We start from the raw sequence: 14,431 nt of genomic DNA on the forward strand, positions 1-14,431 counted from the left end.
AGGAGGAACAATGGCTAAGATCAGAGTCGGTATCATCGGCGTTGGAAACTGTGCCAGCAGTCTGGTGCAGGGGGTCCACTATTACCGTAATGCCAAAGAGGACGAGTCTTTGCCCGGAATAATGCATGTGAATCTGGGCGGTTACCACATCAGTGATATTGAGTTCAGTATGGCGATAGATATCGACAAAAGGAAGGTGGGTAAAGACCTCGCCCAGGCAATTTTCACCTACCCCAACAACACTTATAAGTTTACCGATGTGCCCAAACTGGGCGTGAAGGTGATTCGGGGAATGACGCACGACGGACTGGGTTACTACCTTTCCCAGATTATCGAGAAGGCACCCGGTCCCACCGCTGATATTGTGAAGGAAATTAAGGAAACCAAGACCGATGTTGTCATTAACTATTTGCCGGTGGGCAGTGAAGAGGCAACCAAGTGGTATGTGGAGCAGATTTTAAAAGCCGGTTGCGCATTTATTAACTGCATCCCGGTTTTTATTGCTTCACAGAAGTACTGGCAGCGCCGGTTTAAAGCAGCCGGTTTACCGGTGATTGGCGATGATATCAAATCCCAGGTCGGAGCGACAATTTTGCACCGGACTCTGGTATCGCTGTTCAATGACCGGGGGGTGAAGCTGTTAAAGACGATGCAGCTCAATGTTGGTGGCAACACCGACTTCCTTAATATGCTGGAACGGCAAAGGCTTCACTCCAAGAAGATATCCAAGACCGGTGCGGTAACTTCACTTCTTAAATACGATATTGGCGCAGAAAATATCCATGTTGGACCGAGTGATTATGTGCCCTGGCTCCAGGACCGCAAATGGTGTTATCTGCGGATGGAAGGACAGGCATTCGGAGATGTGCCGCTTAATGTTGAGTTGAAACTTGAGGTCTGGGATTCACCCAATTCTGCCGGAGTGGTGATTGATGCGATCCGTTGTGCCAAACTGGCGCTTGATAACGGGCTTTCCGGTCCAATCATTGGACCCTCCAGTTATTTTATGAAGACGCCACCGGTTCAGTTTCCGGACGATGTCTGCCGCGAAAAGACTGAGGCGTTTATCGCCCGCTATGGAATGAAAAAGCGAAAGGCGCGACTTTAATTAGTCGCCCGGAATGGGCGCAGTGCGGGGCGTATTGATTACATTTGAGGGGGTTGAAGGTTCGGGAAAGTCAACCCAGGCACAACTTTTAGCCCAATATCTTAAAGAGAAAGGGCGGGAGGTTGTTTTTTCCCGTGAACCCGGGGGCACGGAAATCGGTGAGCGTATTCGCAATATCCTGCTGGACCCGGATTGCCGTCAGATGGATGCCCGTACCGAACTTTTTCTTTACCTGGCGAGTCGGAATCAGCATGTGCGGGAAAAGATTTTGCCGGCATTAAGAGCCGGGAAGGTGGTTGTTCTTGACCGGTTCGCTGATTCATCGGTCGCTTACCAGGGTTTTGGTCGAGAGTTGGGGGAAAAGTTTGTTAGCCGTTTAAATAAACTGGCAACAATAGGGTTAAAACCGGACATTACATTTCTGGTTGATGTACCGGTTGTGGTCGGCTACCAGAGAAAGGAAAAGGGCAAACTTGACAGAATGGAGCAGGAGGAGGTAAAATTTCATGAGCGCGTCCGTAACGGTTATCTGCGGTTAGCCCGTCGGGCCCCAGGTAGAATAAAGGTGGTTGCGGGCGAAAGAGAACCAATGGAGATTCAGAAGGAAATCAGGTTGCTGGTTGACCGTATGTTAGAAAGAAAGGGGAGAAAGAAGGTATGAGGTCCCGGATGAAGAGGTATTTTGCACCGGCATCGGTATTTGTCGGAATTTTTTTAATTGCCGCGTTTGTGGGTGGTTTGTTAGGCAGGCTGTGGGCGCAGCGCGGCGTCAATCTGACCGAAAGTCTGCAGATGTTTTCCCGGGTGGTGGGAATTGTGCTTAACAGTTATGTGGAGCCGGTGGATAGTGACAAACTGATCCGGGAAGGGGTAAAGGGGATGTTGCAGTCGCTCGACCCCTATTCGGAGTTTTTAGATGAGACCGATTTCAAGGAGTTAAGGATAAAGACCGAGGCGCAGTTTGGGGGAATTGGAATCCACATCGGGTTGGTAGATGAGCAGTTGACGGTTATTTCGCCCATTGAAGGGACACCAGCGGCACGAGCCGGGATTCGCGCCGGCGACCGCATCGCCGAAATCGAAGGAAAGTCAACGCAGGGTTTTACGACCGAGGATGCGGTAAAACTGCTGCGGGGTGAGCCCGGTACGAAGGTACGAATTAAGATTGCCCGGCCCGGTGTTCAGGACCTGATTCCTTTTGAGCTGACACGGGCGATTATCAACATCAAATCTGTTCCCTATTTTGGAATGGTGACCAGGGATATCGGTTATATCCGAGTGGCGGATATGTCGCGGGTCGCTTCCAAAGATATGCTTCAGGCGATGGATTCGCTTTTTAGGAGCGGGGCGAAGAAACTGATATTTGATTTGCGCTCGAATGGTGGCGGTTTGTTGCAGGAAGGCAAAGAGGTGTCAGATTTGTTCTTGGGCCCGGGAAAACTTGTTGTCCGGACCAAGGGTCGGTTGCCCGAAACCAATCAGGATTTTGTTGCCGAAGCCGAGGATAAATACGGCGATTATCCAATGGTGGTATTGGTGGACCGGGGTAGTGCTTCAGCCGCAGAGATTGTTGCCGGTGCGCTGCAGGATTGGGAGCGAGCGGTCATCGTTGGTGATACGACATTTGGCAAAGGCTCGGTTCAGACGATACATCCGCTGGGAAGTGATATCGGGATGAAAATCACGACTGCTTACTGGTACACCCCGAGTGGTCGTTGTATCAACAAAGCACAGGAAAAAAGCCCGGTGGTGCTGAAAGATACAACAAAAACAACAAAGCAGACTTTTCGCACCTTGGGACCATTGCGCCGTAGTTTATACGGTGGAGGTGGAATTGCGCCGGATATCTATCTGCCGCCGGACAAACTTACCGGTTTGGCAGCCCGGATTCCCCGCGCCGCATTCTTTGATTTTGCCGCTGAGTATGCGAACAGCCATCCGGATTTAACAATGGATTTCCGAGCCGATGATAAGGTACTTGCGCAGTTTAAGGAATTTCTCAAGGGGAAGAAAAAGCTGGAATTTACCGACGAGGAGTTTGATTCAACGCGGGATGCGATAGCGGAGATGATTGAGATTGAAATCGGTGGGAAAATTGATGGCTTGCACGGTGAGTATCAGATGCGTCTGCGCCGCGACTCGTATGTGAAAAAGGCGGTGGAGATACTGGAACCGGCTCATTCGGTCGCGGAGATTCTGAAGCGGCTGAAATAACGGTGTCATAAAAGTTCAAGAGCAGAAAAGGATTTTAATGCCCGAACTTCCTGAAGTCGAGACAATCCGAAGGTATTTAACGCCCATTTTAAAAAATCTTCGGATAGGTAATGTTATAGTGCGGCGCCCGGATGCGGTTGGTTCTCCGGAACCAGAGAAGTTCTGCGAGGAGTTGAAAGGGAAGGAGATAAGGCGGCTGGAGCGTCAGGGTAAGTATCTGATAATCTTTCTCCATCCTTATGGCCGGTTGATTGTTCATTTACGGTTGAGTGGCCATCTTCGCGTTGTTAAGGGTAAGGAGATACCAGATTATGAATGGGTGCGGTTTGTGTTTACCAATGGCACAGCCCTTTCTTTTATTGAGCCCCGGGTTCTGGGTAAGGTGTATTTTGTTGCGGGTTCAGAGTTGCCGCCGGTTTTGAAGGGTCTGGAGCGTTTAGGGCTGGAACCGATTGACCGGAGATTTAACGGTAAATATCTGATGGCGAAGTTGCAGGGACGGCAGGCGAAGATAAAGAGTCTGTTGATGGACCAGACGATTTGTGCCGGTGTCGGAAACATCTATTCTGACGAGGCGCTGTTTCGAGCGAAGATTAAACCGATGCGGCGGGCAGACACATTAAAACCGGCTGAGATTTATCAATTGGCAAAGGCGTTAAAAGCGGTACTTAAAGCGGGAATCAGGTGGATGGGCACGACAATGACGGATGGACGCTATCTTAAGCCGGATGGTGCGCGGGGCGGATTCCAGAATCAACTTATGGTTTTTGGTAGAAAAGGTTTATCCTGTCGTCGGTGTGGCAGTTTGGTCAAAAGAGTAACAATGGGTAATCGCAGTAGTTACTTCTGTCCCCGGTGTCAGAGTTAGTAAGGAGGATTGATGGAGAATAGACCGGTTGGAATAATTTGCCACGGTGGCGTTGGTAAGATTGAGGAAAAGTCCGAATACGCTGCGGGTTTGAAAGATGCAATTGAAGAGGGTTATCGGTTGCTGCGTCAGGGCGCCAGTGCCCTGGAAGCGGTCATTAAGGCGGTTGTGATTATGGAAGACAATCCGATATTTAATGCCGGAACCGGTTCCAGTTTGACGCTTGACGGTGAAGTGGAAATGGATGCCGCGGTGATGACCCAGGATGGTAGATTTGGCGGGGTTTGCTGTATTAGCAGGGTGAAGAATCCGATTCTGGTAGCGGAGAAGGTTATGGTTTACACAGACCACCTGATACTTGCCGGACAGGGAGCGGTGGAGTTTGCCCGGCAGATGGGTTTTGAAGAGTATCAGGCGATAACCGAACGGGCGCGTGCCCGTCTGGAAAAAATCAAAAAGGAGGGGTCACCTTATTTCGTAAAGTTGAACCAGCGCTTGAAACTAACTGAGGAGCAGAAAATGGGAACGGTGGGAGCGGTGGCGATTGACCGCAACGGCCATCTCGCAGCAGCGACATCAAGCGGTGGAATCGCTGGCAGGCTGAAAGGGAGAGTTGGTGATTCGGCGATACTGGGTGCCGGCACCTATGCTTCGCCTAATGGTGCGGTGTCCTGCACCGGACACGGTGAAGAGATATTGCGAATCCTGCTGGCAAAGGATATTGTGGACCGGATGAAAACAATGCCCGCTTCAACCGCAATTATTTTGGCGCTGGCAGAAGCAAAACGGAAAAAAATCGTCTGCGGCGCGATTGGGTTTGATGCACGGGGCGGGATATGTTATGGCCACACCGCGCACGATATGGCTTACGGGTATAAGGTGGCAGACCGGCTTTTTATGTTTAATGATGGTAAGTGAAATTAGTGGATTTTTTGATGTTTGATGGGTCTAATTAAGTAAATGCGGAAACGCCATTTCGCTCAGAAAGTTGTTTTTGTTAGTATCTTCGCGCTTTTGAGCATTTGCTTTGCCCAGTTCACTTATTTCGGGAAAAACAAAGTTCAAACCCGGGATTACCAGTTCCAGAGTTTTGAAACAGAACATTTTAAGATTCTTTTTTATCCCGGGGGCGAAGGTCTTGCTGAGTTTGCCGCCCGGGCTGCAGAGGACTTTTACGCAAAGTTAAGCCAGGACCTCAATACTGAACTGGAGTCCAAGGTGCCGATTATTATTTACCTTTCGCCCGGGCAGTTTAGCGAGACCAATGTTATCACCGATTTGCTTGATGAAGGGGTGGGCGGTTTTTCGGAATTAATCAGAAATCGCATTGTTGTTCCTTTTAACGGCTCTTACAGCGATTTCTATCATGTAATTGGGCACGAACTTACCCATATTTTTGAATTTCAGATGTTCTACCGTTCAAAATTAGCGGTGCTGCTTGGTGCAATAAATGAGTTCCAGGTGCCGCTCTGGATTATGGAAGGCTTTGCCGAGTTCCAGTCCGGCTGGGTAACGGTAAACTCGGAGATTTTTATGCGGGATTTAGTGCTTCACGGACGCCTCGTTTCTCTGGTGGAGTTGAACGACAATTATGGGTATCTTGCCTATCGGGAGGGAGAGTCGTTTTTTCGTTATGTGGCAGAGCGCTATGGTCGCGAAAAGGTTTACGAGTTTATGAATACATTGCGCAGTAAAAAGAGCCTTGAAGCGACCTTTCAGGCGGTTTTTGGGTTGAGCCAGAAAAAAATCGGGGAGGAGTGGGAGAAGTGGCTCAAGATGCGCTACTGGCCTCAGGTTGTGAAGTTGGCGAACTTTGACCGGATTGCAGAGCGTTTGACCGACCATAAGCAGGACGGTTCGGTCTACAATACCGCACCGGCAATTTCACCCAGCGGGACAAAAATTGCGATGGTTTCGGACCGGGCAGAATATGTTGACCTGTACTTGCTCTCGGCGCTTAATGGTCAAATAATAAAACGTTTGGTGCGGGGCGGGCGTTCCGGTGGATTTGAAGGGTTGCATTTAATGCGTCCTGGTGTTGCCTGGTCGCCAGATGAGAAACTTCTCGCACTTGTAGCCACAGCAAAAGGGAAGGACAACATCACACTAATCGATGTTGACAATGGCAGGGTGGTGCGGCGCATTTCGGGTAATCTTGACGCAATTTACACCCCGCAGTTTTCGCCCGATGGTAAACGGCTGGTCTTTGTTGGTGTGAAAAATGGTTTCAGTGATATCTATGTGGTTGAGACTAGAGGGGGAACCCCACAAAGACTTACTTACGATATGTTTGAAGATAAGGACCCGGCATTTTCTCCTTCCGGAGATACAATTGTGTTTGTTTCGGACCGTCCGGAACCGGGTGTTGATTGGGTTCCGGGAAAGTATGCGGTGTGGTTAAGGACCCAAAAAGGGGAGATGATGCGAATCACAACCCAGAGCGGTTTTTACGGTTATCCGGTGTTTGCCAATTCGGGCGAGTATCTGTTCTGGGTTGCCGCAGACTCTTCATCGCAAAACATCTGCGTTTACTCTCTGAAAGAGGGCCGGGTTGTGCGGCGCACCGATTTTTTAGGCGAGGTTTCCTATCTCTCACTTTCCCGAAATGACCGAAAACTCACCTTTGCCTACTTTTCTGATGTGGGCTGGGATGTGGCATTGATATTGGACCCGCTGGAGAAGATTCCAGTAGATACGCTGGAGAAAATTGGGGCGGTTGATACGGTGCGCTTCACAAGAAGTGGGTTAGACTTTGCAAGGGTAAAACCGGTTGGTTTTAGTCTGGCACTGGATTATGTTGCCGGTGCTGCCTCTTATAGTAGCGGAGCCGGAGGCGGGTTTGCCGGTACGGTTTACCTGGAAATGAGTGACATTTTGGGTGACCATCGGTTTGCGATTTACACCGACCTTTACGGCGACATTTTAAACTCCAACCTGATTCTTCAATACTGGTTTTTGCGCAATCGGATTGATTATGGGTTTACTTTGTTCCAGCTTTTTGATGTACCCTATTATGACCCGGGGTATCTTGCGGTTGAGAGGGTGAATCGGGGCGGCGGAGCGATTGCCAGTTATCCCCTGGACCGGTTTACAAGATTTGAGGCAGGAATTTTAGGAACAGAGAGCGAAATCGGGGTGTGGGTTTATGATGAAAACTGGTATCAACTCGAACGTTTTCAGGAGTGGCTGTTTTATGGCAGCGGTGCGTTTGTGTTTGATAATACCTACTGGCCCGACGAGTTTGGTCCGGTTCGGGGGGTGCGTACCAGGCTTGAAGCCGGGGCATCGGTACCGGGCATATCCAGCCGCCGGTATCAGATGGTAATCGGTGATTTTCGCCACTATCTGCGGTTGGGTCGGAGGTTTGTTTTTGCCAGTCGGGTTGCCAGTGCAATGGGTTTTGGAGAGTCAGACTCTTTTTATCTTGGGGGCGAAGATGTACGCGGTTACAACTGGGGTGAATTTTACGAGCAGCAGGGTGCGGGAATTGGACTGTTTAATCTCGAGTTGCGTTATCCGTTTATTGACCGGTTGAAAATCGCTTTTCCTTTGCCGATAGATATTCGCGGTATCAGGGGTGTGGCATTTCTTGATGGTGGAGTGATTTTCCGGGACAGTATGCGCATCTGGGATGGGCAGCGGTTAAAAGACCTGAAACTCGGGGTGGGGGCAGGTTTGCGGATTCCTGTTTGGTTTTTCTATCTCAAACTGGATTTTGCCAAACCGCTGTCGGTAACCGAAGATAAAAGTTGGAAGTTTATGTTTGAACTTGGCTACGATTTCTAACAAGCGCCTACTATTTGGAATTGTTGCCCTTTTTCTGGGGTGTAGCCCAAAGTTTGTAGGACCACCTATTGACCCCGAGCGGGTGGATAAAGACATCTGGAAAAGTCTCAATCGGCTCAATTCCTTCCGTTTCTCACTTTATTATTATACTGATTGGCCCACAAACATATCTGCACGCTTTTCCGGTGGATACAATAGTCCAGATAAGGAGAAATGGGATGGTTATCTGGAACGAGAAGAATACAGAAAAATGGTCCGAATCAGGGCAAGAGACGATTGGCAGTTTGTTCAGGAGGGTAAAGGCTGGTTTAAGATGCCCAGGGGTGTAGAGTCGAGAATTTTCGACCAGATTGAGCATGTGTTACACAACGCTCAACTGGAGTTCATTGGGTTGGAAAAGGGGCGTTATCGGTATCGATTTAAGCCCAATCTTCCACTTCTTGACCTGCCCGGATTAAAACAGATTGTTGGGGTTCTTGAGATAGATGCTAAATCAGGTTTACCGTTGCGGATTTATTGTTATGCCGAAGACAAAAGTGCCGTATGGGATATGAGGTTTGAACGGTTTAATCGCACGGGCAGGATAAAATTTCCTTTTGTTCCAGCCGTGAGTGTAATTCTTGATGCCGCGGCGGCAAAAGGGATTTTTAAAATAAACAGGGCGAAGTCGATTATCCGCAATCGATTAAAGTTTCTCGGGGTTGAATCTCAAATTAAGTCGTTAGATTTTTTATCATGCGATAAATTTGAGGTGTTAATTGACCGCAACTTCTCCAATCCCACATTGAGACTGTTGTTTGGTATGGGACGGGTAGAAGTCTGGGATGCGGTATGGGCGGACAGTTTAGATTTTTCCGGTAAATCACTACCGGTTGCCGGCGACGCATCGAAGCGAGTTGTACTAAAAACATTACTGGCAAGTAATCAACAGTTGAAAGCCGAGCCGGTGCTTGACCTGCCGGTTGGAGCGCGGTTAAAGACGACAGTTCTTGCTGGACAAAGTAAGAGCAAGGGGTTAACGGTTCTGGTCCTGGATGGAGCGGTGCTGGGAATCGGGGTCTGGGAGGATGCCGAAATGTGTAGTTTCGCGGACATCGGGGGAGATGAGATAGTACGGGTCGTGGCGGCTCTGGCTTCGCAAGAACCATTACCGTTTGGGTTTCAGGTTAACGTTCGGAACAATTAGAAGGTTGGTTACTTTAATTTAGTAAGCAGGGTAGTTACTGGATGGGAGATGTGATATTAATCTGTCCTGCCAGTTGACCACATCCGGCTAAAATTTTGCCCCCTTTACTTTTACGGATGGTAACCGCAGGGAGATGCGGATAAAGGGCAAGGGCGAAGCGTTTGACCGCAGCCGGAGATGGCGGTTTGAAGGGCGCACTCGGGAAGGGGTTATAGGGAATCAGGTTGATTTTACAGGGGATGCCTTTAAGGAGGTGAGCAAGCCGCTGGACATCTTCGGGACGGTTATTAATCCCGTCGAGTAGTACATACTCGAAGGTAATACGGCGGTGAGTGCAGGCGTAGTATTCACGAATCGCTTCCAGTAGTATTTTAAGTGGATAAAGTTTGTTGACGGGCATCAGCATCGAACGGGTTTTGTCATCGGTAGCATTGAGGGAAACCGCGAGTCGAACCTGAAGGGGAAATGAGGCAAGACGAAGAATGCTTTCGGGAATGCCCGCGGTAGAGATGGTGATGCGACGGGCGCCGATTCTTAAACCGTAATCTGAGTTTATGGTTTTAACCGCTTCTAACACCTCATCTAAGTTGAGCAGGGGCTCTCCCATTCCCATAAATACAATATTCGTGGGTGTTGTTCCGGTTTGCCGGATTAGTGCCTGAATCTGTTCGACGATTTCAAACCATTTAAGGTTTCGTTTGAAACCGAGTTTTGGGGTTGCACAAATTCGACAGTTTAAGGGGCAACCAACCTGAGTTGAAACGCACGCGGTGCGGCGGTTCTGGTCGAAAAGCAGGACAGATTCAATGATGTTGTTGTCTGAAAGGGCAAGGGTGAGTTTGATGGTTGAATCAGGGCTGGAAAGGGTGCGGACTGGTGTCAGGTGGCTGATGTAAAAATGCTGACTGAGTTCCTGGCGGAACTGTTTGCTCAGGTTGGTCATCTCATCAAAACTGGTGGCGTGTTTCTGGTATAACCAGAGGAAAAGTTGGCGGGCACGGTATTTTTCCCAGCCCTGCTGTTCCCCATATTGGATAAGTTGCTCGAGGGTTAATGACTTGATATCGGTCATTGCTATTCGGGTCGGGCAGAGATATTGAGAATGATACCAATCATTAGACAGCAGGTTAAGAGCGAGGAACCACCGTAACTGATGAAGGGCAGGGTAATACCGGTGATGGGTAAAAGTCCGAGTAACATACCGATGTTGACAAAAGTCTGGTATCCAAGAATTGATGCGAAACCGATGGCAATAAGGCTCGCGTTCTGGTCCCGGCTGTTGTAGGCGATAAGCAGAATCCGCCGGATTAAAATCCCGATAACGATAAGGAGCAGCAAAGAGCCGATGAAACCGGTTTCTTCGGCAATGGCGGAGAAGATAAAATCGGTGTGTCGATTTGGAAGAAAGCCGAGGCGTTTTTGGGTTCCGTGCAGGAATCCTTTACCAAACAGTCGACCCGAGCCAATGGCAATTTGAGACTGGATTGCGTTCCATCCCATCCCATGGGGATCAAACCAGGGCGCGAAGAAACTGATAATACGGGTTCGCTGGTAATCCTTGAGCATTGAGAGAACAACCGGTGAGAGAAGACCGAACACCGTGCTGGTGGCAAGAGCCGCGATCGCCCGGAAGAAGCGCATTCGAACGAACACAATAATAGCGAGGAGAATAAAAAAGGGAATCCATAGATAAAGAGAGAACCCGGCAGCAAAAGAAAGGAAGGGCGTAAAGAGTAACAATATATGCAGTGGTCTTAGACCCTGCCAGTAGAGCATTGCGGCAAAAGGCGGTATCAGGCATAGGGCGGTGCTCAGGTCGGGCTCAACGAGGATGAGCAAAAGCGGAATTACCATTATCAATATCGGTCCAGCAAGGCTGGCAAAGTTGGGCTTAATTTCTCGTTTATAACTTAAGTATTTGGCAAGCATTAGCGTGACGGCAATTTTAGCAAACTCTGAGGGCTGCAAAGAAATTGAGCCGATTTGGAACCAGCGCCGGGCACCTGGACCGGTGCCGAAGAATAGAACAGCGAGCAAAAGTAGTAATGTTAAGACATAAAGAGGTTCAGTTAAACCGTAGATGATGCGGCGCGGGATTAAGAAGAGTATAACAAGGCCGGCAAGTCCAATTGGAACAAATATTGCCTGACGAAAAAGGTAACGAATTCCGCCGGTAGAATAGATGGCAATAAGACCGATTGTGACCAAAACTAAAGTCAGGACGAAGAGGGTGATGTCGAATTGTCGCCGATTAACGCTCATAGGAAAAATAGGCTCGAATCAATTCCCCAACTATTGGTGCCGCAACCGTTCCACCGTGGCCCGCATTTTCTACTAAAACCGCAAAAACAACTTCGGGTGCTTCAGCCGGCGCATAACCAACAAACCAGGCGTGGTCCGGGCGGGGTGGGTTTTGAGCGGTACCGGTTTTGCCGGCGATGGTGATTTCCCCGTGTTGGGCAGCACGACCGGTCCCGAATTCGACGACCCGGGTGAGTGCTTTTTTCACCTGCCCAAGGTCCGGTTTGTTGATTGGCACATCGATGCGATAGGGTCGGGTTGTTTTTAACTGGATTCCGGCTGAATCAATTCGGGAGACAAGGAATGGCTTGTAGTAATACCCTTCGTTAGCGATACAGGAGTACAGGGTTGCCAGTTGCAGGGGCGTTAACATAATCTCACCCTGGCCAATGGCGAAATTGAGCATTGTACCTCTGGTCCATTTACCTTTTCCGTAACGGCGGTCAAGATACTCCCGGGAAGGAATATTACCCGGGCTTTCACCCGGAATATCGATACCGGTTGGCTTGCCGAGGTTCAGGCGTCGGCAGAATTCTACGAGGCTGTCAAGGCTGAGGCGCAGTCCAATCTGGTAAAAGTAAACATTGCAAGATTGTTCGATGGCACCAAGTAAGTTGAGTTTGCCGTGAGCGGACCAGCATCGGAATGTGCGGTTGCCGTAACGAAATGAGCCGGTGCAAGGTAAGAGGTTGGTTGTGGGCGTGACGACCTGGTCTTTCAGGGCGGCGAGCGCCACCAGCGGTTTAAATGTGCTACCAGGCGGATAACCTGAAGAAATTGCCCGGTTGTAAAATGGTTTGGACGGATTGTTGACGAGACTTTTCCAGACTGTCGGGTCGATGGTAGATAAGAAAATGTTCGGGTCGAACTGGGGCCGTGATAAAAGGCAGATGATTTCACCGGTTTTGACCGAAATACCTATGACTGCAGCTCGGTCATAGTTTTTTGTAAGTTCGTGGGCGAGTTGCTGGAGGCGGTGGTCAATGGTGAGATAAACATCCTTTCCGGGAATTGGAGGTTCGGGTCTTTTTTCAGGTAAAGGACCGATTTCTCGGCCCCGGGCGTCAACTTCAACAAATTCATAGCCATCTTTGCCGCGCAGGACCTTTTCATAGCTGGCTTCAACACCGGTCCGGCCGATATAATCCATGCGACGGTAAGTAGAGTCTTTAACAAGCTCCTCTTCGGTGACCTCTCCGAGATGACCGATGACATGGGCGTAAAGCTCCCGGTAGGGGTAATTCCGAACCGGGTCAATTCGGATTAATACCCCAGAGAGGCGAAAGTTGTTTTCCTGAATTCGGGCAACAGTAGCCGGGTCCGCATTGCGATAGATTGTAACCGGTGAAGGGAAGGCAACAATTGGTTCCAGTCGCCGTTTGAGCTCAGCAAGGGGCAGATTGATAATGTTAGCAAGTAATGTCAGGGCGCTGTCGTTTGTTTCGGTGGGAATTACGGTAATGCTGAACGAAGGGCGGGTATCGGCAAGGAGAATGCCGTTACGGTCATAGATACGACCTCGTGGCGCCGGCAAGACAATTTTACGAATCCGGTTGCGGTCGCTCAACCGGGCATAACGAGCACCCCGAATTAGCTGGAGATAAGAAAGACGCAGACTCAGGATGCCAAACAGGATGATAATGATGTGGGTTAATCTTTTCAAGCGGTTTTTCATCTCTTCGAATGTCGGTAGAAGAGGGCAACGAGTGCTGGTTCGGCAACTGGGGTCAAGGCGAGCGTCAGGGTTGTAGTGAGCAGGAGCGAGCCAATAGTAATCGGGCTTTTATCCACAAGGTGGTATAAACCGTATTGCAAAATCAGTCCGATTAAGGTAAAAAGGAGGTTATGCCAGCGGTTGCGATAAAATAGATTGCGAACCGCAGCAACGCCGTAGCCGACGCCGCCTAATGCTAACATTTGAACACCGAGAGTGGTTGGGGTGACAAGGTCGAGACATAAACCAGCCCAGATACCAAGGAGGGTAGCGGTGAGGCGGTTTTCGTAAAGAGCAAATACAATCAGGGCGAGGAGAACAACCTGGGGTCCAATCGGGAACAGTGTGCTCTGGAGTACAAACAGGAGGTAAAGGAAAACAAATGCCAAAAACTGGCGCATGATTTACTCCGGGATTTTTATTTCCGATGGCTGAAGGTTGTCAAGCCAGTCATCATGCGGGGCAACGGGTGTGATGACGACAAATACCTGTTCAACACGACTGATATTGATGAATGGTTTAATGCTTACCGGTTTAAACAGGGCATCAGGCTGTTCCGGAGTTTCCACAACTAATCCGAGGCGCAGTCCCTTAGGAAAGATGCCGCCGAGCCCAGATGTAACAACGGTATCACCAATCTGGAAGTCGGCGTCTTTATTGACATAATCCAGGACCAGTTTTTCTTCAGGGGCAGGACGGGCGAGGGCAATTTCGCGACTGCGGGCGTTCATAACCGCAACCCGAAAGTCGGGCTCAAAAATTGTCTGGACTAAAGCCTGGTGTGGGGTAATAGCGATGACACGACCAACGATGCCTTCCGGGACAATGACCGGAGAACCGATTCGGACTCCACCATTGATTCCCTGGGAAATGGTCAGGAATCGTTTTAGAGTGGTGAGGTCGCGGGCAATTACCCGTGCCCGCAGCAACTGCAGTGAGCTGGCGGAAAGCGCCATTGAACTTTCTGGAATGCCGAGAAAATGTTTTAAGCGGGCATTTTCGAGAGCAAGTTCAGCGGCGAGGCGAGCCAAGCGGTTGTTGTCATCGGTGATTGTGGCAATTGTTGTACGGAGAGCGGCGATACCACGCAAGGGCGAGAGCAGTACGGTGGCGAACGGTGGTGCAATTTTTATTTTGGTATTGGGCGGTAGTAGATAGACTATCAAGGAAATAAACAATATCCCCCAGGAAATGCGGTCTTGCCAAGAGCCAACTTTTTTTGCCGGTGACATTTCAGGTAACAGGGTGGACAAG

12 protein-coding genes are annotated in these 14,431 nt (G+C 49.5%); 7 read left to right on the forward strand and 5 right to left on the reverse strand.

Annotated features, from left to right (window positions below):
• Nucleotides 1-10: 10 nt before the first annotated feature.
• The 7 genes from HPY86_00070 to HPY86_00100 are packed head-to-tail and all read left to right on the forward strand — an operon-like array spanning nt 11 to nt 9,162.
• Nucleotides 11-1,108 (forward strand): inositol-3-phosphate synthase, encoded by a 1,098-nt coding sequence (locus HPY86_00070; GenBank protein NPV13319.1) that lies wholly within the window; start codon nt 11-13, stop codon nt 1,106-1,108.
• A 13-nt stretch (nt 1,109-1,121) separates the two neighbouring features.
• The gene (locus HPY86_00075; protein ID NPV13320.1) at nt 1,122-1,769 is read left to right on the forward strand and encodes a dTMP kinase; all 648 of its coding nucleotides are present in this window, start codon (nt 1,122-1,124) and stop codon (nt 1,767-1,769) included.
• Nucleotides 1,766-3,322 (forward strand): S41 family peptidase, encoded by a 1,557-nt coding sequence (locus HPY86_00080; GenBank protein ID NPV13321.1) that lies wholly within the window; start codon nt 1,766-1,768, stop codon nt 3,320-3,322. Before HPY86_00075 ends, HPY86_00080 begins: the two co-directional genes overlap by 4 nt.
• Nucleotides 3,323-3,359: 37 nt before the next feature.
• Nucleotides 3,360-4,190 carry a bifunctional DNA-formamidopyrimidine glycosylase/DNA-(apurinic or apyrimidinic site) lyase gene (gene mutM, locus HPY86_00085; GenBank protein ID NPV13322.1) on the forward strand — a complete coding sequence of 277 codons (831 nt, stop codon included), beginning with the start codon at nt 3,360-3,362 and terminating at the stop codon, nt 4,188-4,190.
• Between the two features lie 12 nt (nt 4,191-4,202).
• Complete coding sequence (locus HPY86_00090; GenBank protein ID NPV13323.1) at nt 4,203-5,108, forward strand: asparaginase; 906 nt, start codon at nt 4,203-4,205, stop codon at nt 5,106-5,108.
• A 42-nt stretch (nt 5,109-5,150) separates the two neighbouring features.
• Nucleotides 5,151-7,976, forward strand: a complete 2,826-nt coding sequence (locus tag HPY86_00095; protein ID NPV13324.1) for a BamA/TamA family outer membrane protein — start codon at nt 5,151-5,153, stop codon at nt 7,974-7,976.
• Nucleotides 7,954-9,162 (forward strand): hypothetical protein, encoded by a 1,209-nt coding sequence (locus HPY86_00100; GenBank protein ID NPV13325.1) that lies wholly within the window; start codon nt 7,954-7,956, stop codon nt 9,160-9,162. Before HPY86_00095 ends, HPY86_00100 begins: the two co-directional genes overlap by 23 nt.
• Nucleotides 9,163-9,196: 34 nt before the next feature.
• Here HPY86_00100 and rlmN read toward each other — a convergent pair whose 3' ends face one another.
• Genes rlmN through HPY86_00125 form a run of 5 tightly spaced genes read right to left on the reverse strand, consistent with a single transcriptional unit; the run spans nt 9,197 to nt 14,355 of the window.
• Nucleotides 9,197-10,234, reverse strand: a complete 1,038-nt coding sequence (rlmN, locus tag HPY86_00105) for a 23S rRNA (adenine(2503)-C(2))-methyltransferase RlmN (protein NPV13326.1) — start codon at nt 10,232-10,234, stop codon at nt 9,197-9,199.
• A gap of 2 nt (nt 10,235-10,236) precedes the next feature.
• A complete protein-coding gene (gene rodA, locus HPY86_00110; GenBank protein ID NPV13327.1) occupies nt 10,237-11,424 on the reverse strand; it encodes a rod shape-determining protein RodA in 1,188 nt (395 codons plus the stop codon).
• The gene (gene mrdA, locus HPY86_00115) at nt 11,414-13,138 is read right to left on the reverse strand and encodes a penicillin-binding protein 2 (GenBank protein NPV13328.1); all 1,725 of its coding nucleotides are present in this window, start codon (nt 13,136-13,138) and stop codon (nt 11,414-11,416) included. The genes rodA and mrdA overlap by 11 nt, the downstream gene beginning before the upstream one ends.
• Complete coding sequence (gene mreD, locus HPY86_00120) at nt 13,135-13,578, reverse strand: rod shape-determining protein MreD (GenBank protein ID NPV13329.1); 444 nt, start codon at nt 13,576-13,578, stop codon at nt 13,135-13,137. The genes mrdA and mreD overlap by 4 nt, the downstream gene beginning before the upstream one ends.
• 3 nt (nt 13,579-13,581) lie before the next feature.
• Nucleotides 13,582-14,355, reverse strand: a complete 774-nt coding sequence (locus tag HPY86_00125) for a hypothetical protein (GenBank protein NPV13330.1) — start codon at nt 14,353-14,355, stop codon at nt 13,582-13,584.
• Between the last annotated feature and the right edge of the window lie 76 nt (nt 14,356-14,431).

The organism is candidate division WOR-3 bacterium, from assembly GCA_013177935.1.
Lineage (GTDB): Bacteria > Hydrothermota > Tepidihabitantia > Tepidihabitantales > Tepidihabitantaceae > Tepidihabitans.